This window comes from Bifidobacterium breve DSM 20213 = JCM 1192 (assembly GCF_001025175.1).
GTDB classification, from domain to species: Bacteria; Actinomycetota; Actinomycetes; order Actinomycetales; family Bifidobacteriaceae; genus Bifidobacterium; species Bifidobacterium breve.
Map to the genome: position 1 here is coordinate 2,161,713 of NZ_AP012324.1, position 21,163 is coordinate 2,182,875.

The following is a 21,163-nucleotide window of genomic DNA, read 5'->3' on the forward strand; positions in this document are numbered from 1 at the left end:
GGGAGCCAGATTGTTGGGATTCAGCCTTTCACTGCGCCCGCCATAACTCCACTCACAATATACTTCTGGCATACCAGGTAGAAGACGATGATGGGGATGATTGCCAGAACCAGGCAGGCCATCATGGCTCCCATATCCACAGAACCGTAACCGCCCTTGAGATACTGCACAGCCACCGAAATGGTCTTGTACTTACCTAGGTCGAGCGTCAGGTATGGCAGCAGGTAGTCGTTCCAGATCCACATGGCTTCGAGGATGGCCACCGAAACAATCGACGGCTTCATAATCGGCACCACAATCTGGAAGAAGATACGCGGAACGGAAGCGCCATCAATCATGGCGGATTCCTCAAGCTCGGCCGGAATGCCCTTGATCACACCGGTGAAGATGAACACGGCCAGACCGGCGCCGAATCCGAGGTACACAATGCACAGACCCCATGGGGTATTGAGCTTCAGCATGTCAGCAATCTTGGAGAGGGTGAACATCACCATCTGGAACGGCACAATCATGTTGAACAGGAATAGAGTGTAGAGAAGCTTGGCCGCCCAGTTGTTCACGCGCACGATCCACCACGCGCACATCGAAGTACACACCAGAATCAGGATTACCGAGCCAACCGTGATCAGCAGCGTCCAACCGAACGAGGCGAAGAACTGCGTAGTCTCAACACCGCGCACATAGTTTTCGAATCCCACGAACGCCTTGCCCGCCGGCAAAGAGAACGCATTCTTGGAGATGTACGCCTTTTGTTTGAAGGAGTTGATCAACACCAGAACAATCGGGAAGATCCAGAATAGAGAGACGACGGCGAACAGGACAGTCCACAACGCGCCGTGCTTCACAGGCTTGTTCTCGTTCATCAGGCTGCCACCTCCTTGCTCGTGGTGAGCTTGTTCTGAATAAGGGCGATTACCGCAACCAGAATGAAGAACAGCACGGCCTTCGCCTGGCCGACGCCCTCCCAGCCCATACGGCCGTAGAAGGTGCGGGTGATGTTCAGCGCCAGGCCTTCAGACATATTGCTCGGCGCACCATTAGTCAATGCGAGGTTCTGATCGTACAGCTTGAAACCGTTGGTCACGGTCAGGAAGGAGCAGACCGTGATGGACGGCATCATCAACGGAATGATGATACGGAACATGGTCTGCCGTCCATTGGCACCATCCACGGCCGCCGCCTCCAGCACATCGGTGGGCAGCGCCTGCAAGCCGGCGATATAGATGATCATCATGTAACCGATTTGCTGCCAGCACACCAGAATGACCAAACCCCAGAATCCGTAGGATGCCTTATAGGTCAAGGCGCGGCCCCAGTGGGCCAGCACGCCGTTCAGCAGCAGCAGCCAGATGTAGCCCAAGATAATGCCGCCGATCAGGTTCGGCATAAAGAACACCGAGCGGAACAGCGTGGAGCCCTTGATCGCCTTGGTCAGCATATAGGCGATGGCGAAAGCGATCACGTTGATCACGATGGTGGTCACGATGGTGAATGCAGTGGAGAAACCCAATGCGTGCAGGAATTCCTTGTCCTTCAGCGCCTTGGTGTAGTTCTTGAGCCCTATCCATTCGCCATCGGTGACGGTGGTGAATTCGCAGAAGCTCAAGTAGACGCCCATGATGAAGGGCACCAAAAACCCGATGATGAATGCGGCAAACGTGGGTAGCGCAAACAGCGCCCACCACCGGCGTATTGCCTTGCCCGCCATGCTGATCATGACTTTCCTCCTCCTTGAGTCCGCAACACTGCACTGCATCGTGCGCCGAGCGCGGAGTTCAACTCAATTCCAGCCCGTCAAGCAGAACACACGTTCGCGAATCCCGCCAATCAAGCCTAAGCTTCATGGTAAACACTCGACAACCATATGTCAAACGTTGTCATTTACAGCGTTTCTACATGCAACTACATCTCATCAGAGCAATTATCTTTCACTTCACAAAATAGCTAAATTCCAACGTTTCTGCATAATAATAGACTATCTGCAAACGTTTGTAATACAATCGTTGTCATTGTGCAAATTGCCCAATCACCATGTACACTGGAGCCAGTTGTGTCCGCTTCGCGTTTTGCAAGGCAAAGGGGCTGTTATGACCACAAGTATCCAAGATGTCGCCCAGAAGGCCGGCGTATCCATTTCCACTGTGTCACGCTCGTTCACCAGACCGGATCTGGTCTCGACTAAAACCCGCGAGCGCGTGCTTGCCATCGCCGACGAACTCAATTTTTCCCTGTTCCGTTCGGCAGCGGCCTTGAAATCAGGCCGATCACTGCGCATCGCGGTACTGATGAGTGGTCACATTCGCCTATGGTTCACCGCTTCAGTAATTGAGGGGCTCAACGAAGTGCTGCATGCTGCGGGATACGATATTTCGGTATTCCAAATCTCCAGCATCGAGGAACGCCGCGAATTCTTTGAAATGCTGCCAGTACGCCGCAACGCGGATGCCGTTATCGTGGTGTCTTTCGACATCGACAATAACGAAATCACTCAGCTGGCCTCGGCGGATGTGCCGATCATCGGCATCAACTCGGTCGATCCTGAAGTGCGTGGGTTCACCGCCGCCGTCAACATCAACGATGTACAGGGCTCCACGCTAGCGGCTCGCCATCTGATCAACCTTGGCCACCGCGATATTGCATATATCAGCACCGACCGCGATGTGTCGCTCAACTTCTCCGTGCAAAACCGATTCGGCGCCTTCACGGAATGCTGCCGCAACGAGGGCATCGAACCGCAGGTCATCGTCTGCAAGGTGGATGATGCCGGCCGTTACCAAATCAGCGATGTGGTCACCCAACTGATGAGTCTGCCTAAGCTGCCCACTGCCATCGCCTGCCAGGAAGACGGCATTGCTCTGCCGCTCATGTTCCAGCTGGAGCGCAACGGTCTCTCCGTGCCGGGCGATGTATCGCTTATCGGCTATGACGACAGCTTCTACACCGACGACATCGGCCTGACCACGATTCGCCAGAATCCAGTAGGCATGGCCCGCAAAGCCGCGCACATGACGCTCGACCTCATCGAGGAAAAGCCCGTCGACGAACCGTACGTCGTGGCGCCAGCTCACCTTGTGGTTCGTTCCTCTACCGCCAAGATCCGCTAGCCAGAACCCGCTAGCACAACAGCCGGCCAGCAACCAAACGCCAAGCAACACTGAAGGCCACCGCCCAAACGGACGGTGGCCTTCAGTGATATAGGAAAGGAGACACACAAGGTGGAGTAGGGAGGTAAGCGCGGCGCCCCGGAGAAGGAAATTGGGTAGGGCGCCGCAGATTCAGTTATCGAGGTTGATCACTGATGCCGACTGGAATCAGTGGGACGCCTCGTACTCGGAAGCCCAGCCGTCCACAAAGGTGGCCTTGACGGCGTCCCAGTTGCCGGTGCCCTGAGCGTACTCGAGCAGGGCCTGACCGATCTTGTTCTTCCACTCTTCGGACGGCATCATGGTGAAGTTCCAAGAGACCTGGGTTTTACCGGACTTCTGATCCTCAACAGCGGCCTCGGTCAGCGGGTTGTCGCTCTTGACGTCATCGAAGGTCTTGAACGGCGTGGTGAAGCCCATGTCCTGAGAAAGGGCCTTCTTGCCGGCGTCGGAGGTAATCACCCAGGACAGGAAGTCCTCGGTGGCCTTCTTGTCGGCATCAGAAGCCTTGTCGTTGATGCACCAGTAGTTCTCGGAACCGGTGGCCAGACCCTGCTTCTCCTCGCCCTTGACACCGATGTAAATCGGCATCATACCCACGGATTCGGCCTTCATGCCGGCCTTCTGCAGGTCGGTCCAAGCCCAAGTACCGTTCTGGTAGAAGGCGGCCTCGCCGAGCGCGAACTCGGAGTTGGCGTCATCGCCGGTCTTGGCGCTGAGCTGAGTGGGCTCAGTGGTGGAATCAGTGATGTACAGGTCGAAGATCTTCTTGTAGTTCGGCAGGTAGGTGCCCTTGATCTTGGCCGGCTGCTCGGTGACGTTGTCATCCTTGAACTCGTAGTAAAGCGGCAGGTTGGCCAAGTGGGTCTTGAAACGCCAGTCAGAGCTGGAGTCAAAGCCGGCGGAGGTGAATGCACCCTTGATGCCGAGCTCGTCCTTGCGGGACTGCATGTCGTCGGCAACTGCCTTCAGGGTATCGAAATTATCGATTTCGTCCATGGAAGTGGCCTTGGCTCCGTCGAGGGCGAAGTACTTGTTGAGGATGTCCTTGTTGTAGATCAGGCCGTAGGTTTCCATCACGTACGGCACACCGACAACCTTGTCGCCATCCTTGAGAGCCACATCCTGGTTGGTGAGCTCCTTGTACACATCCGTTTTGGACATGTCGGCGGTGTACTTCTTCCAGTTCTGGTAACCGACCGGGCCGTTCACCTGGAACAGGGTCGGGGCCTCGGTCTTGGCAATCTCAGACTTCAGGGTCTGCTCATAGGTGCCGGATGCCGCGGTCTGGACCTTGACCTCAACGCCCTTCTCCTTGGTGTATTCCTTGGCCAAGGCGGCCCACTGATCAGCCGCCTCCGGCTTAAAGTTCAGGTAATAGACCTTGCCCTTGGAGTCGTCGCCGGAAGTGGAGCTTCCACAAGCGGCAAGGGTTCCGAGGGACATTGCAGCGATGGCCGCCACTGCGACCGCTGACTTCACTGTACGATTCATCATCGAACCTTTCTCTTTCATCGTCGACCCGCCCGATCTCCGGTCGGCCAGAGTGCCGTTAGCAGCACCCTCACGACTATCGACATGACCTATTGTGCAACGGTTCGCGCTTTTTTGCAAACGATGGCATTGTCGGCGCGCCAAAAAGTGCTACAGAAGCATGTGCAGTTGACCAATTTCCCGATAAATCAGTCGGTTTCCGCCGGCGGCAGCAATGCAAGCGTTGGCAACAATGAGAGCGCTAACATGCAAAATCCATACCTCATGCGCGGCCATTTACCCCGTTGCGCAACACGCCGAAGCTATCGTTTGCAGAGGTGATGACGCACACGCCCCGTCCGCTCACGGCTCAAAACAGAACGCAGTCACTGCATTTGCGCCAAAGAAACGTCAAAACGTCAAGCCTGCCCGCTACGGCTCAGCTCAGGCATTCCACCGTTCGATGACGTTATCGCCCTTATACACGCTCAGCACCGAGTAATGCGCAGTATCCAATCGCAGCAGACGCGCGAATTGCGGATCCACGTTCAGCCATTGCGAGGTCAGGATACGCAGAATATGGGCATGCGCAACCAATAGCACGTTCCGCCCCGACTGCAGCAACGGCGTCACTTCTTCGATGGCAGTCCTGGCCCGCGCCGCGACCTCGTCCAGTGTTTCTCCAGCTCCGGAATGCACATTGACCTGCTCACCATCCGGCAAAGTATCCACCCAATCGCCCTCCAGCGTGGGGGTTAGCGAGCGCGGGCCGTCACGCCACACATCCCAAGAGAACCCACTGGCTTCGCTCACCTGTTGACGGGTACGCCCTTCAGCACGGCCATAATCCCACTCGGCGATGCCGTCGAGTATGCCATGCTGTGCAAAACCTGCGAGTTCCGCGGTCTGGCATGCGCGTTTCAACGGGCTGGAGAACACACACTCAGGGTCAAAACCTTCGGGGAAGGCCTCGCGCAATCGCGCCCCAGCATCCATAGCCTGCTGCCTGCCTACCTCAGTCAGAGGGATGTTCGTTCGCCCGGTATGCTGCCCGGATTCACTCCAAAAAGTTTGACCATGTCGCAGCAATACCAAGAACCCCGCCTTGCCGCAAGATGCATCAACAGCCACAGTGCCGTCCATGTGTTGTTCGCTCATGCCTCCACTCTAGTCTGCACAGCTTGGCAACTCCACCGAACATCCCATCTTTTGCGATTAGACTGATAGTCATGAGTGATGAAACGAGCACCGGTATTGCCTCTGACGCCGATCGCGTTGTCGAGGGACTGCACCGCATCGATCAGAAGGTGGACGACTTGCGCAACCAACGTCTCAACGACCCCGACTCTCTGGGCGACAAGCTCGTCAAGTCGGCAGTGCCGGCCTTGGCTGGTCTGGTTGCGGGCAAGCTGTTTCAGATAGCCTGGGACAAGGGCGCCGCGCGCCGCAATGTGATCAAAGGACTGGCTGCCGACGCACCGCAAGGCCTGGCCATGAGCTTGGCATTTGCCGCCATCTCAGCGGCATTCGGCGCAATAGTTTCGCAGTTGTCCAATCAGGGCTCTCAAGCGTTTGTCGAGCGACGCCACCGCAAGGCTTCTCGTTAAGCGCCTGAACCGCTGGCACCAACGTCTCACTATGCATATTTCACTGTGAGACAACCGACATCCCCTATGCACACGAGCCGTGCGACAATACAGTCATGGCTACCAATGCAACTATCGAAACCCTGCTGAATCGTCGTTCCATCCGCAAGTTCAAGGACGAGCCCATTGACGACGACGCCACTGCCACTCTGGAAACCGTCGCACAGCACGCCGCTTCCAGCCAGTTCCTCAATGACTGGTCCGCCATCCGCGTCAGCGATCCGGCAATCAAGGCCCGCCTCGCCGAAATCGGCAACCAGCCGTATATCGCCACAGCCCCGCTGCTGTACGTGTTCGTCATCGACGAGCATCGCAACGCGCATATCGCCCAACGCAAGGGCATTGACCCGACCTCTGACGAATTCCATCTCAAGTACAGCTATCGCTTCACTCAGGCCCAGAACGACGCCGTGCTGGCTCTGCACGCCATGGAGACCGCGGCCTACTCGCTGGGTCTCGGCGGCGTGATTCTCGGCTCGCTGCTCAATGACATCCCCGCTCTGATCGATCTGCTCAACCTGCCGGAATACACCTATCCGGTGCTGGGTCTGGCTCTCGGCAAGCCTGATCAGGAGCCCACGTTGAAGCCCCGCATGCCGCGCAGCATGCAGTTCTTTGACAACACCTATCCTGCCGACGACGATGGCATGCTCGAGCAATTGCCTGACTTCGACAACAAGGTGCACCAGTATTACGATTTGCGCCAGACCGATCGGCCCGTGGATGCGTTCAGCGATCAAATCGCCTCGGTGAGCCGTCAGGGCGTCAGCGGCAAAACACTGCTGGACAAGGCTGCAGCTCAAGGTTTCCAGCTGGATAAGTAATGCCAGCACTACCCAGTGTCCAGAACATGCATCCGCCATTCGGACACTGGGTGGCCGTTTTTTCGCCTTGCAGCTGCGCTTTATCCGATAAATCACGAGCGGCCGGAATAGACTGCATTATGGCTGGATTGGAGCGCCGAGGACAAGAGACCGAGAGGGGGCTGGATGCGCACGGTATGGCAAGTATTTCTGCGTGACTGCAAACGCATTCTCCGCAATCCCGTTGCCGCAGTGGTGACATTAGGTGTCGCAGTACTGCCTTCCCTGTATGCATGGTTCAACATCCTTGCCAACTGGGATCCTTATTCCGCCACCGGCAACCTGCAAGTCGCCGTCGCCAATGAGGACCGCGGCACCACCAATGATCTGGTTGGCCATCTCAATGCCGGCAAGCAGGTGGTCATAAAGCTCAAACATAACGACCAACTCGGCTGGCGGTTTGTGAGCAACGAAGAGCAGGCCGTACAGGGCGTGCAAACCGGCGACTACTACGCGGCGATTGTGCTGCCAAAAGACTTCAGCGCCAGCCTGGTCGATTCGTTGACCGGCACCTCCAAACAACCGAAGATCAAGTACTACGTCAACGAGAAAAAGAACGCCATTGCCCCGAAAATCACGGATACCGGTGCAACCACCATTGACGAGCAAATCAACTCCACATTCGTAACCACGGTGAGCAACACCGTTGCCGCCGCCATCTCTCAAGCGGGAGACGACCTCGACCAAGCCACCAATAGCACGCAAAACAATGTGGTCGCCGATCTCGGCAGTGTGCTCTCCACCATTGCCACGGTGCAGGACGCGCTCACGGATCTACGCACCACATTGGATCAGTCAGACACAGCTCTGGCCGACGCCCGCAGTACTACGGCCTCATTGCAGCGCAGCATCACCGCAGCGCAGCAAGCCTCCCAGCAATCCGGAGCGTTGCTGGCCGAGACACAGGACGGCTCGAAAGTATTCGCGGCCTCGCTGGTAAGCGCACTGGACACCAGCTCCGCACAACTTTCCGGACTGACGGTGAACGTCAACAATGCAGCCGGTACCATCAATCAATCCTTCAACACTGCACAAAATTCCGTCGACACTATTACCAACGCCCTGAACAGTCCGCTCGACAAAACCGCCACTTCCCTCGACACGTTGAAAGACGCATTGAATAAGGCCGGCATCAGTGCAGACACCACTGATCCGACCGGCAAGCGCATCTGGGATCACATCAACGCGATCGATGACGCCATCAGCACGCAGCAAGCGAAAATCAACACCTTTCACGAAGACACCACCCGTTTCATCGACTCCGGCAAGAGCGCCACCACCAATCTTTCCGGTGCCATGAGCGGCACCGCCACCGGCGGCATTGCGGCGTTGAACACCGCACGGAGTTCGCTGACCGGCACAGTGATGCCGTCACTTACTTCATCGCTGAACAGTTTCGCCGCGCTAAACGGCACGCTAAACGGCACGCTGACCTCGCTCTCAGGCACTCTTGACCAGACCAATGGCCTCTTCGACCAGCTGTCCAGCACCATCGCCCAGACCAGAACCACCATAGGCAGCGCGCAGGATTCCTTGAACCAGATCATCGATGACGTATCCACCGTGCGCACCGATGTTGCCACGCTTGATAGCTCCGCCGTCTACCAGAAGATCAGGGACACGATGCACTTGGACGATAAGGGATTCGGCGAATTCATGGGTTCGCCCGTCACCCTGACCACCAAGGTCGTGTACGCCATCGATAACTATGGCTCGGCCGTCACCCCGTTCTACACGAATCTGGCGCTCTGGGTAGGCGGCTTCGTGCTCATCGCCATCTATAAGCTTGAGGTCGACCGCGAAAGCATACGCCGGATCAACGCCAAGCAGGCCTACCTCGGCCGATGGATGCTTCTGGTCACCATTGGTTTTCTGCAGGCCATCATTGCCACCGTGGGCGATTTGGTCCTCGGCATCCAGTGCGAGCACCCATTGCTGTTCATCTTGGCCGGCATATTCTGCTCGTTCATCTATATCAATATCATCTATGCGCTGGCCGTGGCATTCCGCCATATCGGTAAAGCCATCGCCGTGATTCTGGTTATTGTGCAGATTCCGGGAGCTTCTGGCCTCTACCCCATCGAAATGATGCCCGACTTCTTCCGCAAACTGCACCCGTGGCTGCCTTTCACCTACGGCATCAACGCGATGCGCGGGCCGATTGCCGGCACATACAGCAACCATTACTGGCTCGACATGCTGCACCTGTTCTGGTATCTGCCAGCAGCGCTGTTCGTAGGCCTTGTGGTGCGCCGTTATGCCATGAATCTCAACGCATTGTTCGACCGCCGCTTGGGAGACACTGATCTGATGATCACCGAGCACAACAGCATGGTCAACGAACAGGTCAGCCTCGCATCCGTGTTCCGCACGGTTTCCGACAGCAAGGAACTCAAGGCCATCATCACCCGCCGTGCACACCGGTTCTTCGCCAGATACCCAATGATGATTGTTGCCGGCTTGGCACTGCTGACTATTCTTCCGTTCGTGTTCCTCATACTGCTGTTCGTCACACAGGAAAAAATCGCGATGCTTACGTCGTGGATTCTGTCAATCATTCTTATCGACGCATACCTGATTGTGGTCGAATACACTCGCGAAAGCTACGCGATGCAACTGGGCGTCAGTGCGATGAACGCCGACGAATTCCGCGATGTGATGCTCAACGGCTATGTATGGCGCCGCTTCCGCTCCCATGGTCGGCATGAGGCAGCATCTGCGGAATCCGCTGTGGATACCGACCCGGATATCGGAGAGGTCACCGAGCAACTTACGCCGTTCGAGCGAACGGGCTCCACTGATTCATCGGATTCATCGAAATCATCGGAGTCCACCATCACCGACACAAACCCCGCACAGGGAGGTGCACGATGAAGCTCATCTGGAAGATCTTCGCACGCGATGTGCGCCAATCCACGCGCAATGTAATCGCGGTAATCGTGGCCATGGGATTGGTGATCGTACCGGCGCTGTATGCCTGGTACAACATCGCCGCCAGCTGGGATCCATACGGCAACACCAAGGCACTCAAAGTTGCCGTGGCGAACGTCGACAAGGGATATAAGTCCGATCTCATGCCAATCACCATCAACGTTGGCGAGACCGTCACCAATACCCTGCGCGCCAATCATGACCTCGACTGGCAGTTCGTGGACAAGGACGAAGCCATCGACGGCGTGAATTCCGGCGCCTACTACGCCGCCCTCATCATCCCGAAGAGTTTTAGCGCCGACATGATGACAGTGTTCTCGCCAACCATCAAGCACGCGAAAATCGAATACTATCTCAATGAAAAAATCAACCCAATTGCACCGCATATCACCGATCAAGGCGCCAGCACGGTAGCCACCACCATTGACCAGACCTTCGTCAAGACACTCGCCAGCGTGGCACTTGATCTGGTTTCCAATGTGTCCAACTATGCGCAAAGCCCGCAGATGGCGCAGTACGTCAACAATGCCACCAGCCATATCTCCACCATGTCCTCCAGGTTGACTATCGCGGCTTCACAAATGGATTCCTATGCCAACCTCTTAGGGGCGGCCAACGGCATCATTGATTCGACCGACAAATTGCTGGGATCCACTGGCTCTGCCGCAAACACCACCAAAAAGGCATTGAAGCAAACCCGCGACGGAGTGAACAGTCTGGATTCCGCATTGTCTGGCGCCGCCAGTGGCGTCGAAACCGCCCTGCAGCAGGCCGGAGCTTCATACGATACGGTCAGCAAGCAGCTTGATACCGCATTTGCCAGTATTGGCTCGCAATCCGACCAAATATCCGGCACGCTCACCGACATGCAAACCAAAGTGAACGACCAATCCGCAAGCTTCGGCGCCTACGCTTCGGCATTGCGCGAACTTGCCGGCAAGTCGTCATCACTGCCCGCCGGTGGAGATACGATTGCCAAGTGGCTCAATGCCGCAGCCGACCAAGCCACGCAGACGCAACAAGATCTCAAGAATGTCGCCGACGATTTGGGCCGTGCCGCACAGAGCCTGGTTGATGGCACAGCGGACACCGACCAAACACTCAAAGACATCAAGGCACAAATCGCCGCCGCAAAACAGTCAGTTACACAGGCCGCGAACGATTATCAAAGCACGCTGAAGCCGCAGCTCAACAATCTGACCGCATCGATGGGTGACGTCGCCGATCAGGCAAGCTCGGTTATTGATGGGCTGTCTTCCACTGTCAACAGTGTCTCCAACCTGTCCGGCGGCATATCGGACAGCCTGAGAGACATTCAAACCACGCTCACCGACGCCGCAAGCAACCTGAACCATTCGGCAAGTAAGCTGGACGATTTGTCCGCACAGCTTTCTGGTATCGCCAGTGGTAGCAGTACTGATCTGGATTCGATTACCACAGCCGATCCTGATGCCATTGCTTCGCTCTTGTCTGCTCCCGTGGCGGTAGATCGCATACCGCTGTACCCAGTGGCCAACTACGGTTCCGCGATGGCTCCGTTCTACACGATTCTGTCTATCTGGGTAGGCGCAATCATCCTGGTTGCCATGATGAAAGTCTCTGTTTCCGATCATGAGAAGGCCAAGATTCTTGGGTTCGGCAATGACCTGCCTCTTGGCTCGGAGGTCGGCTTGCGCGAGGCAATGATTGCCGGACGGGTTGCCGGCCCGGCTGCCGCATTGGACGTGTTGACGAAGCCTCGTGCCGATTCGCCTGGTAATGCGCGGCAGTTTGGCCTGCACTTGTATCAGGAGTACTTCGGCCGATATATGCTATTTGGATTCCTGGCACTGTTGCAGGGCACACTCGTATGCCTAGGTGACATGTTCTATCTCGGCGTGCAATGCGAGCATCCCGTGCAGTTCCTGATGGTCGGATGGCTGTCCGCATTGGTCTTCTCGAATATCGTGTACACCCTTACTTTGTCGTTTGGCGATATCGGCAAGGCGATTGCTGTGGTATTGCTGGTGATGCAGGTAGCAGGATCCGGCGGCACCTTCCCCATCGAGACATTGCCTCCGTTCTTCCAGGCGGCCTCGAAATGGCTGCTGTTCCCTTACGCCGTGGACGCGATGCATTCGGCAATGGCTGGATCGTACGGCATGGAATACTGGGTCTCCATGGGTAAGCTCGCCCTTTTCCTTGTGCCTTCGCTCTTGCTTGGCTTACTGCTGCGCAGACCGGTAATCCGTTTCAACGACTGGATTATCCGCAATCTCGAGAGCACCAAGGTGATGTGAGACACCGAGGCAATTACTGCTTGGTGGCGATGTTGATTCCCGTTCCTGGACCGTGACATGTCGTTCGGTTCGAGTGGCAATTGCTATTGAGCACTACTGGGCTGCGATGTTGCTTCACCATCTTGAGAGAGATGACATACGGCTGCCGGAGAAGGAAAACTACTTCCGCCGAGGCTTATACCCTTTCTTGCGGCTATGCGGCTTAAGCTGCTGGTTCAGCGGCACATGGCGATAGCTGGATTGCGGATCACGGTGCGTCAAATGCCAGCACCCGCAGTATTCGCAGCGGTACACCCATAGCTCGGCCCCGCGCTCAATCAGACTTTGATCGGCGGCTCGCTGGGCTTGCGCCTTGTCGTGATACATGATCTTGTTCGACGTAGCGCAACGTTTCGGGGTGAAGTAGTGCATAACGGAATATCAGTATAGTTGGAGGATAAAAAAAATGCCCCCGGCCGTGTGGTCGGGGGCATTCGTAAGTTGGGTGCGGCGGCGTGCTACTCTCCCACACCCTGTCGGGTGCAGTACCATCGCCGTGCCAGGCCTTAGCTTCCGGGTTCGGAATGGGACCGGGCGTCTCACCTGGGCCATGGCCGCCGCAAATCTTCTCTTGTACGGTCAGACGCTGGGGTCTGCCGGCGTGTGGCGGCCTGGGAACCGGATGGTGGACGCGATGCGTTGGTTCGTCTTGTGTTCATCCCGTGCTCATTGTCGTGCGGGATGGTTCGCAGCAGGATGCTTGCGTTCCAACCGGGGTTGGATGATTGTGTTGCCTTTCGTCCGTTAGTACCGGTCGGCTCCACCCCTCGCGGGGCTTCCACGTCCGGCCTATCAACCACGTGTTCTGCATGGGGACTTCAAGGACCCGTAGTCCTATGGAATGCTTATCTTGGAGCAGGCTTCCCGCTTAGATGCTTTCAGCGGTTATCCCTTCCGAACGTAGCCAACCGGCCGTGCCACTGGCGTGACAACCGGCATACCAGAGGTTCGTCCACCCAGGTCCTCTCGTACTATGGGCAGGCCTCCTCAACATTCCGACGAGCGCAGAGGATAGAGACCAAACTGTCTCACGACGTTCTGAACCCAGCTCGCGTGCCGCTTTAATCGGCGAACAGCCGAACCCTTGGGACCTGCTCCAGCCCCAGGATGCGACGAGCCGACATCGAGGTGCCAAACCATCCCGTCGATATGGACTCTTGGGAATGATCAGCCTGTTATCCCCGGGGTACCTTTTATCCGTTGAGCGATGCCGCGTCCGTACACCGGCACCGGATCACTAGTTCCGACTTTCGTCCCTGCTCGACCCGTCAGTCTCGCAGTCAAGCTCCCTTGTGCACTTACACTCGCCACCCGATTGCCAACCGGGCTGAGGGAACCTTTGAGCGCCTCCGTTACTCTTTGGGAGGCAACCGCCCCAGTTAAACTACCCGCCAGGCACTGTCCCTGACCAGGATGACTGGTCGAGGTTAGACATCCAATGCGAACAGAGCGGTATTTCACCTTGCGGCTCCACCGCGGCTGGCGCCGTGGCTTCGAAGCCTTCCGCCTATGCTACACAATCCACACCGAATGCCAATACCAAGGTATAGTAAAGGTCCCGGGGTCTTTTCGTCCTTCTGCGCTTAACGAGCATCTTTACTCGTACTGCAATTTCGCCGAGCTCCTGGTCGAGACAGTGGGGAAGTCGTTACGCCATTCGTGCAGGTCGGAACTTACCCGACAAGGAATTTCGCTACCTTAGGATGGTTATAGTTACCACCGCCGTTTACCGGGGCTTGAATTCACCGCTTCGGCCGAGGCCTGACGGATCCTCTTAACCTTCCGGCACCGGGCAGGCGTCAGAGCGTATACAGCGGCTTGCGCCTTCGCACGCTCCTGTGTTTTTGGTAAACAGTCGCTACCCCCTGGTCTGTGCCACCCCCAAAAGCTCCGCGGGCAAGCCGCTTCACCATCGGGGGTCTCCCTTAAACCGAAGGAACGGGAGTGATTTGCCGAGTTCCTTGACCAGGATTCGCTCGATCGCTTTGGTATTCTCTACCTGACCACCAGTGTCGGTTTGGGGTACGGGCGGCATGCCGCCTCACGCCGAAGCTTTTCTCGGCAGCCGGGATCACCGGATATCGCGCCCTGCGGCGCCCATCATCGCACCTCGCCCACGCGCCCCACGGATTTGCCTGTGGGACGGGCTGCGTGCTTGACCACGGAAGACCACCTCCGCGGCCGGCTACCCTTCTGCGTCACTCCCGCGCTGACCTACTACCGTTACGGTCCCAACAGGCCAGGGCATCCGGCTCCCGAAGGAGACGTAAGCCCGGACCCGGAAGTTAGTACTCGCGGATTCGGTTTTGCCGGTTGCATGCCGGTACGGGAATATCGACCCGTTCGTCCATTCGACTACGCCTGTCGGCCTCGCCTTAGGACCCGACTCACCCAGGGACGATGAACGTGGCCCTGGAACCCTTGGTCGTCCAGCGGACGGGATCTTCACCCGTCTTTCGCTACTCATGTCTGCATTCTCACTCCCATGCGGTCCACGGCGGGCTTGCGCCGCCGCTTCGCCCCGCATGGGACGCTCTCCTACCCAGTAGCAAAGCTACTGCCGCGTCTTCGGTGGTGTGCTTGAGCCCCGCTACATTGTCGGCGCGGAACCACTAGACCAGTGAGCTGTTACGCACTCTTTCAAGGGTGGCTGCTTCTGAGCCAACCTCCTGGCTGTCTATGCGACTCCACATCCTTTCCCACTTAGCACACGCTTGGGGACCTTAGACGACGATCTGGGCTGTTTCCCTTTCGACGACGGAGCTTATCCCCCGCCGACTCACTGCCGGGATACGCATCACGGGTATTCGGAGTTTGGTTGCTGTTGGTACCCGATATGGGCCCGCAAGCATCCAGTCGCTCTACCCCCCGGATGTAATCGATCCGACGCTGCACCTAAATGCATTTCGGAGAGAACCAGCTATCACGGAATTTGATTGGCCTTTCACCCCTAGCCCCAAGTCATCCCCCCGGTTTTCAACCCAGGTGGGTTCGGTCCTCCACACGGTCTTACCCGCGCTTCAACCTGCTCAGGGCTAGATCATCCCGCTTCGGGTCCAGGACACGCGACTCAAACGCCTTTTAAGACTCGCCTTCGCTACGCATACCCCACACGGGTTATGCTCGCCACATGCCACTGACTCGCAGACTCATTTTTCGATAGGCACGCCGTCACCCCACAAGAGGGCCCCGACGGTTCGTAGGCGCATGGTTTCAGAGACTGTTTCACTCCCCTCCCGGGGTACTTTTCACCTTTCCCTCACGGTACTCGTTCGCTATCGGTCAGACAGGAATATTTAGGCTTATCCCACGGTCGGGACAGATTCGCACGGGATTCCACGGGGCCCGTGCTACTTGGGAGACGCGATCGCCAGACCATGCGCGTTCGGGTACGGGGCCCTCACCCTCTGCGGCCCGGTATTCAACCCGGTTCCCCTGGCACATGGTTTTATGCAACTGACGGCCGGCCCGTCGGAGCCGGCAAACGCGATCCCTCTACACCCCGCGCGCAACCCCCGACGGGTATCACACGCGCAAGGTTTGGCCTGATCCGCTTTCGCTCGCCACTACTCACGGAATATCCTTTCCTGCAGGTACTGAGATGTTTCACTTCCCTGCGTACCCCCCGCACACGGCGGTACCGGCCCATGACGGCCGGTGGGTTCCCCCATTCGGAAATCCTCGGATCAAAGCCCTGTTGGCGGCTCCCCGAGGCATATCGCAGCCTCAAACGTCCTTCATCGGTCCTGTCTGCCAAGGCATCCACCATACGCCCTTGCAGGCAACACGCACCACACGGTGCGCATGGCCGCAAGGATCCTTCCTAGCAAATTCCCAGACGACAAATCATCACACTAAAATGATCACAAAACGATCGAAACAAACACTAAAAATAGAGTTCGATTCGAAATCAACAGCAAGAACGAGGAATCAAAGGAAACCCCGTCTTGCTCGCGTCCACTATCCAGTTCTCAAGCCACCACGCACCACCACGCCGTCCGGACGGGACCAGCCCGCCATCAGGCACGATGGGCATCGAATCGCGCCAGGCCAAAGCCTGGGGTGGCGATCCGGGAGCCCAAAAGCGCATCCACACCACTCCCGCGGAACATCCCACGACGGACGCACCGAAAGCCCATGATCTCTTCCACACCAGCAGCCCCAAACCGCCGCGACTGCCGCGACGCCGGGGCTCGCACCGCCGGACGAACATCCGGCCGTATTCTCCGTAGAAAGGAGGTGATCCAGCCGCACCTTCCGGTACGGCTACCTTGTTACGACTTAGTCCCAATCACGAGCCTCACCTTAGACGGCTCCCTCCCGCAAGGGGTTAGGCCACCGGCTTCGGGTGCTGCCCACTTTCATGACTTGACGGGCGGTGTGTACAAGGCCCGGGAACGCATTCACCGCGACGTTGCTGATTCGCGATTACTAGCGACTCCGCCTTCACGCAGTCGAGTTGCAGACTGCGATCCGAACTGAGACCGGTTTTCAGGGATCCGCTCCAGCTCGCACTGTCGCATCCCGTTGTACCGGCCATTGTAGCATGCGTGAAGCCCTGGACGTAAGGGGCATGATGATCTGACGTCATCCCCACCTTCCTCCGAGTTAACCCCGGCGGTCCCCCGTGAGTTCCCGGCACAATCCGCTGGCAACACGGGGCGAGGGTTGCGCTCGTTGCGGGACTTAACCCAACATCTCACGACACGAGCTGACGACGACCATGCACCACCTGTGAACCCGCCCCGAAGGGAAACCCCATCTCTGGGATCGTCGGGAACATGTCAAGCCCAGGTAAGGTTCTTCGCGTTGCATCGAATTAATCCGCATGCTCCGCCGCTTGTGCGGGCCCCCGTCAATTTCTTTGAGTTTTAGCCTTGCGGCCGTACTCCCCAGGCGGGATGCTTAACGCGTTAGCTCCGACACGGAACCCGTGGAACGGGCCCCACATCCAGCATCCACCGTTTACGGCGTGGACTACCAGGGTATCTAATCCTGTTCGCTCCCCACGCTTTCGCTCCTCAGCGTCAGTAACGGCCCAGAGACCTGCCTTCGCCATTGGTGTTCTTCCCGATATCTACACATTCCACCGTTACACCGGGAATTCCAGTCTCCCCTACCGCACTCAAGCCCGCCCGTACCCGGCGCGGATCCACCGTTAAGCGATGGACTTTCACACCGGACGCGACGAACCGCCTACGAGCCCTTTACGCCCAATAATTCCGGATAACGCTTGCACCCTACGTATTACCGCGGCTGCTGGCACGTAGTTAGCCGGTGCTTATTCGAAAGGTACACTCAACACAAAGTGCCTTGCTCCCTAACAAAAGAGGTTTACAACCCGAAGGCCTCCATCCCTCACGCGGCGTCGCTGCATCAGGCTTGCGCCCATTGTGCAATATTCCCCACTGCTGCCTCCCGTAGGAGTCTGGGCCGTATCTCAGTCCCAATGTGGCCGGTCGCCCTCTCAGGCCGGCTACCCGTCGAAGCCATGGTGGGCCGTTACCCCGCCATCAAGCTGATAGGACGCGACCCCATCCCATGCCGCAAAGGCTTTCCCAACACACCATGCGGTGTGATGGAGCATCCGGCATTACCACCCGTTTCCAGGAGCTATTCCGGTGCATGGGGCAGGTCGGTCACGCATTACTCACCCGTTCGCCACTCTCACCACCAAGCAAAGCCCGATGGATCCCGTTCGACTTGCATGTGTTAAGCACGCCGCCAGCGTTCATCCTGAGCCAGAATCGAACCCTCCACAAAAAACCTTCATGAAAAGCATCCGAATAGATGACTCACAAAACAAAAAATCGACGAGCACGTCCTTAAGGAAGGACGCCCTCAAAAAACCTCACCCCTCATCAAACCCTCCCGGGTACCCAACCACCACACAAGCGGCCAGGCGAGGAATGAACTGGCAATCATTGACTATAAAGAAGTAGTACAAACACGCTCTTGAGTTCTCAAACCACCACCACACCAGCCCGAAGGCCATTCTCAGGAGGAGAACCTCCGTGCTGAGCAGCAAGAGATAAACTTACACGTAGATGCGAATCCGCGCAAATCAGAGCGCACGAAAGACCTAGGAATCGACGTAATTACGCTGTTCCTTCGGCGTGTCGCGCAGAGCCTATTTTGCTCTGTTGAGGCCAGAATAACCCCTCAAATGTTTCTAAAAAACATCGAATCCATTATGTGACTGGCGTGTCGCGACAGTTTTCGGCCCGTTGGCACATGTTCATCTTCCGGCAACCATCGCAGGGGCACATCCTGCGATGCATCCACACTGGCCTTATCTTCAACTGTCATTCATGAATCGCGGGTATACCTATAAGCATGACTAAAAAGATTGCTGTATTAACCGGTGCCGGCATTTCGACCTCAGCTGGCATTCCTGATTTCCGCGGCCCTGATGGCGTATGGACCAAGCACCCCGATCAAATGAGCGTATATGACATTGACCTGTTCTTGCGCAATAAGGAAGATCGCGAGTACTCCTGGCGATGGCAAAAAGAGTCACCGGTATGGAACGCCCAGTCCGGCGCCGCGCATAAAGCGCTGGTCAAACTGGAAAAGGCAGGCATGCTGACTCTGCTGGCCACGCAGAACTTCGACGCATTGCACGAAAAGGCCGGAAACAGCTCAGACGTCATTGTGAATCTACATGGCACTATCGGCACTTCGCATTGTATGAAATGCCATCAAGGATACAGCACCGCAGATATCATGGCTCGCTTGGATGAGGAACCAGATCCGCATTGTCATCGCAGATTGAAGTATCGCGGTGATATGCCCTGCAATGGCATTATCAAAACCGACGTGGTGTATTTTGGCGAAGCCCTGCCTGAGGGCGCTATGGAGAAGTCCTACAGTTTGGCTACCAAAGCCGATGAACTGTGGGTAATCGGATCGACCCTCGAGGTGTACCCGGCAGCAAGCATCGTGCCGGTGGCTGCGCAGGCGGGCGTGCCTATCACCATTATGAATATGGGGCACACACAGTATGACCATCTTGCAAGCCGATTGATTCATGAGGATATCGCCGTCGCGCTGCCGAAGCTGGTAAACGAAACGATTGCGGAGAACAAGTAGCTACTGCCGCCAAGACGACTGAGGAGAGTTCAAGCCCGAAGCTCCCCTCAGTCAGCTTCGCCGACAGCTCCCCTCAAAGAGGGGAGCCAGATTATCCTGTCTTGTCTCAGTCGCCCCCGCCGGCAGTAGCGAATAATTCATGATTATGTTCAACCACCCACCGGCGCTTTTGCGTTACCTCCCGTCAGCGGGAGGTATTGGACATCAGTAGATGCGCTTGGGGCTAAAGCCGGCTTCTCGCAGAGCCGCAAGGATGCGGTCGATATGGTCGGGGCCGTTGGTTTCAACCGTGACACCAAGAGATACCGCATTGGTGTAATGGCCGGAGGCCTTGAACTGATCGTGATCCAGCTGGATGACGTTGGCACGCTGCTCGGCGAGCAATGTGGCCACCTTGACGAGCTGTCCCGGAGTATCCGGCAGCTCGACCTCGAAGTTCATGATGCGACCGCGGGCGATCATGCCCTTTTGAATCACTGCACCCATGGTCACGGTGTCGATGTTGCCGCCGGACATAATCGGAACCACCACGTGCGGGCCGGTGGCGGCAGCGAATTTACGGGAGCGCAGGTTCAGGTGCTCCAGCGCAGCCAGGGAAACGGCACCGGCGGCTTCGACCACCAGCTTGTGCTTCTCCAGCATGAGCAGAATCATCTCATTGATATCACGCTCGGTAACGGTCACCAGATCGTCCAGGAACTCGTTGATCAGGGCGAACGGCAGGTCGCCGGGGTGCTTGACCGCAACGCCTTCTGCAGAGGTGACCACCTGATCGGCAGGAGACAAATGGCCCGCTGCCAGCGAGTCCTTCCATGCCGGGGACCCTTCCGGGATCGCACCGATGACGCGAACTTCGGGCTTGAACGTCTTGATGGCCAGTGCTACGCCGGCACCAAGACCGCCACCGCCAAGCGGCACCACCACGTCAGTGACATTCGGCACGTCTTCGAGGATCTCCAGACCGATGGTGCCTTGGCCGCAAATGACTTCGTAATCGTCGAACGGCGGCACGTAAATCATGCCTTCCTTGTCGGCGAGCTCAGCAGCGTGGGCGGCGGATTCGTCGAACACATCGCCGTACAGCACCACATCGGCGCCGTAGGCCTTGGTGGCATCGACCTTCAGCGGCGGGGTGATCTGCGGCATGCAGATGGTGGCCTTCGCACCACGCTCACGGGCCGCATAGGCCACGCCCTGGGCATGGTTGCCTGCGGATGCGGTGACAATGCCACGGGCGATCTGCTCTTCGGTGAGCGATGCGATCTTGTTGTACGCGCCGCGAATCTTGAAGGAACCGGTGACCTGCAGGTTTTCCGGCTTCAGGAGAATCTCATGACCGGTCATCTCGCTCAATACCGGCGAAGGGATAATTTCCGTATGACGGGCAGTCCCTTTGAGACGTTTGGCGGCCAGCTTCAGTTCGGCTGCATGATCACGCTGCAGCGCCTTCAAAACATCCTTCTGTTCCATAGCTTTCCATTGTATGGCGCGGGGACACCGAAAACAGTGGCTTATCTCGCTAACGAGCGCTCATTTACGGTAATTCCCGTTCGTAATCAGCTTTCGAGGGGCTGATTTGGCTTCGCGGGGAGGTCTATCTCCTCTTCGAGGGGCTGCCCGATCGTGCAATGCGTGAGTATGACACATCATTTGCAGCGGTATTATGCGGTTTTCGGAGCCCGGCTATTCAGGCACCA

The 21,163-nt window shown here is 57.1% G+C and carries 12 protein-coding genes and 3 rRNA genes; 6 read left to right on the forward strand and 9 right to left on the reverse strand.

Going from position 1 to position 21,163, the window contains the following annotated elements:
- Window positions 1-20: 20 nt before the first annotated feature.
- Entirely contained in the window at window positions 21-863 is an 843-nt protein-coding gene (locus BBBR_RS09435) for a carbohydrate ABC transporter permease (RefSeq protein ID WP_003829602.1), read from the reverse strand.
- Window positions 863-1,717 (reverse strand): carbohydrate ABC transporter permease, encoded by an 855-nt coding sequence (locus BBBR_RS09440; protein ID WP_014484409.1) that lies wholly within the window; start codon window positions 1,715-1,717, stop codon window positions 863-865. Before BBBR_RS09440 ends, BBBR_RS09435 begins: the two co-directional genes overlap by 1 nt.
- 370 nt (window positions 1,718-2,087) lie before the next feature.
- Here BBBR_RS09440 and BBBR_RS09445 point away from each other — a divergent pair, with 370 nt between their 5' ends.
- Window positions 2,088-3,104 carry a LacI family DNA-binding transcriptional regulator gene (locus tag BBBR_RS09445; RefSeq protein WP_003829597.1) on the forward strand — a complete coding sequence of 339 codons (1,017 nt, stop codon included), beginning with the start codon at window positions 2,088-2,090 and terminating at the stop codon, window positions 3,102-3,104.
- A gap of 207 nt (window positions 3,105-3,311) precedes the next feature.
- Here BBBR_RS09445 and BBBR_RS09450 read toward each other — a convergent pair whose 3' ends face one another.
- On the reverse strand, window positions 3,312-4,658 hold the full coding sequence (locus BBBR_RS09450) for an ABC transporter substrate-binding protein (protein ID WP_003829594.1): 1,347 nt from the start codon (window positions 4,656-4,658) through the stop codon (window positions 3,312-3,314).
- Window positions 4,659-5,060: 402 nt separating this feature from the next.
- Window positions 5,061-5,774: a histidine phosphatase family protein gene (locus BBBR_RS09455; RefSeq protein WP_003829591.1), complete on the reverse strand. Its 714-nt coding sequence runs from the start codon at window positions 5,772-5,774 to the stop codon at window positions 5,061-5,063.
- A 71-nt stretch (window positions 5,775-5,845) separates the two neighbouring features.
- Between BBBR_RS09455 and BBBR_RS09460 the strand changes: the two genes are divergently transcribed.
- The 4 genes from BBBR_RS09460 (at window position 5,846) to BBBR_RS09475 (ending at window position 12,335) form a co-directional block, all read left to right on the forward strand.
- Window positions 5,846-6,223, forward strand: coding sequence for a DUF4235 domain-containing protein (locus BBBR_RS09460; protein WP_003829589.1), 378 nt, complete (start codon window positions 5,846-5,848; stop codon window positions 6,221-6,223).
- A 95-nt stretch (window positions 6,224-6,318) separates the two neighbouring features.
- Window positions 6,319-7,086: a nitroreductase family protein gene (locus tag BBBR_RS09465; RefSeq protein WP_003829587.1), complete on the forward strand. Its 768-nt coding sequence runs from the start codon at window positions 6,319-6,321 to the stop codon at window positions 7,084-7,086.
- A gap of 165 nt (window positions 7,087-7,251) precedes the next feature.
- A complete protein-coding gene (locus tag BBBR_RS09470) occupies window positions 7,252-9,999 on the forward strand; it encodes a YhgE/Pip domain-containing protein (RefSeq protein ID WP_003829585.1) in 2,748 nt (915 codons plus the stop codon).
- Window positions 9,996-12,335, forward strand: coding sequence for a YhgE/Pip domain-containing protein (locus BBBR_RS09475; RefSeq protein WP_003829582.1), 2,340 nt, complete (start codon window positions 9,996-9,998; stop codon window positions 12,333-12,335). Before BBBR_RS09470 ends, BBBR_RS09475 begins: the two co-directional genes overlap by 4 nt.
- Window positions 12,336-12,494: 159 nt before the next feature.
- On the opposite strand, the gene BBBR_RS09480 is transcribed toward BBBR_RS09475, so the two are convergent.
- The 4 genes from BBBR_RS09480 to BBBR_RS09495 form a co-directional block, all read right to left on the reverse strand.
- Window positions 12,495-12,746, reverse strand: a complete 252-nt coding sequence (locus BBBR_RS09480; RefSeq protein WP_003829580.1) for a hypothetical protein — start codon at window positions 12,744-12,746, stop codon at window positions 12,495-12,497.
- Window positions 12,747-12,819: 73 nt separating this feature from the next.
- Window positions 12,820-12,936 (reverse strand): 5S ribosomal RNA (gene rrf / locus BBBR_RS09485).
- Between the two features lie 162 nt (window positions 12,937-13,098).
- Window positions 13,099-16,163: ribosomal RNA gene (locus BBBR_RS09490) — 23S ribosomal RNA — on the reverse strand.
- A gap of 443 nt (window positions 16,164-16,606) precedes the next feature.
- Window positions 16,607-18,137: ribosomal RNA gene (locus BBBR_RS09495) — 16S ribosomal RNA — on the reverse strand.
- Together the 16S, 23S and 5S rRNA genes form the textbook arrangement of a ribosomal RNA operon.
- 573 nt (window positions 18,138-18,710) lie before the next feature.
- Between BBBR_RS09495 and BBBR_RS09500 the strand changes: the two genes are divergently transcribed.
- On the forward strand, window positions 18,711-19,466 hold the full coding sequence (locus BBBR_RS09500; protein WP_003827786.1) for a Sir2 family NAD-dependent protein deacetylase: 756 nt from the start codon (window positions 18,711-18,713) through the stop codon (window positions 19,464-19,466).
- 204 nt (window positions 19,467-19,670) lie between these two features.
- Here BBBR_RS09500 and ilvA read toward each other — a convergent pair whose 3' ends face one another.
- Complete coding sequence (gene ilvA / locus BBBR_RS09505; protein WP_003827787.1) at window positions 19,671-20,936, reverse strand: threonine ammonia-lyase; 1,266 nt, start codon at window positions 20,934-20,936, stop codon at window positions 19,671-19,673.
- Window positions 20,937-21,163 lie beyond the last annotated feature (227 nt).

What these genes read in the sequence shown, in the direction of transcription:
- BBBR_RS09435 (WP_003829602.1), bottom strand. Translation starts at nt 863, where the DNA reads ATGAACGAGAACAAGCCTGTGAAGCACGGCGCGTTGTGGACTGTCCTG.
- BBBR_RS09440 (WP_014484409.1), bottom strand. Translation starts at nt 1,717, where the DNA reads ATGATCAGCATGGCGGGCAAGGCAATACGCCGGTGGTGGGCGCTGTTT.
- BBBR_RS09445 (WP_003829597.1), top strand. Translation starts at nt 2,088, where the DNA reads ATGACCACAAGTATCCAAGATGTCGCCCAGAAGGCCGGCGTATCCATT.
- BBBR_RS09450 (WP_003829594.1), bottom strand. Translation starts at nt 4,658, where the DNA reads ATGAAAGAGAAAGGTTCGATGATGAATCGTACAGTGAAGTCAGCGGTC.
- BBBR_RS09455 (WP_003829591.1), bottom strand. Translation starts at nt 5,774, where the DNA reads ATGAGCGAACAACACATGGACGGCACTGTGGCTGTTGATGCATCTTGC.
- BBBR_RS09460 (WP_003829589.1), top strand. Translation starts at nt 5,846, where the DNA reads ATGAGTGATGAAACGAGCACCGGTATTGCCTCTGACGCCGATCGCGTT.
- BBBR_RS09465 (WP_003829587.1), top strand. Translation starts at nt 6,319, where the DNA reads ATGGCTACCAATGCAACTATCGAAACCCTGCTGAATCGTCGTTCCATC.
- BBBR_RS09470 (WP_003829585.1), top strand. Translation starts at nt 7,252, where the DNA reads ATGCGCACGGTATGGCAAGTATTTCTGCGTGACTGCAAACGCATTCTC.
- BBBR_RS09475 (WP_003829582.1), top strand. Translation starts at nt 9,996, where the DNA reads ATGAAGCTCATCTGGAAGATCTTCGCACGCGATGTGCGCCAATCCACG.
- BBBR_RS09480 (WP_003829580.1), bottom strand. Translation starts at nt 12,746, where the DNA reads ATGCACTACTTCACCCCGAAACGTTGCGCTACGTCGAACAAGATCATG.
- BBBR_RS09500 (WP_003827786.1), top strand. Translation starts at nt 18,711, where the DNA reads ATGACTAAAAAGATTGCTGTATTAACCGGTGCCGGCATTTCGACCTCA.
- ilvA (WP_003827787.1), bottom strand. Translation starts at nt 20,936, where the DNA reads ATGGAACAGAAGGATGTTTTGAAGGCGCTGCAGCGTGATCATGCAGCC.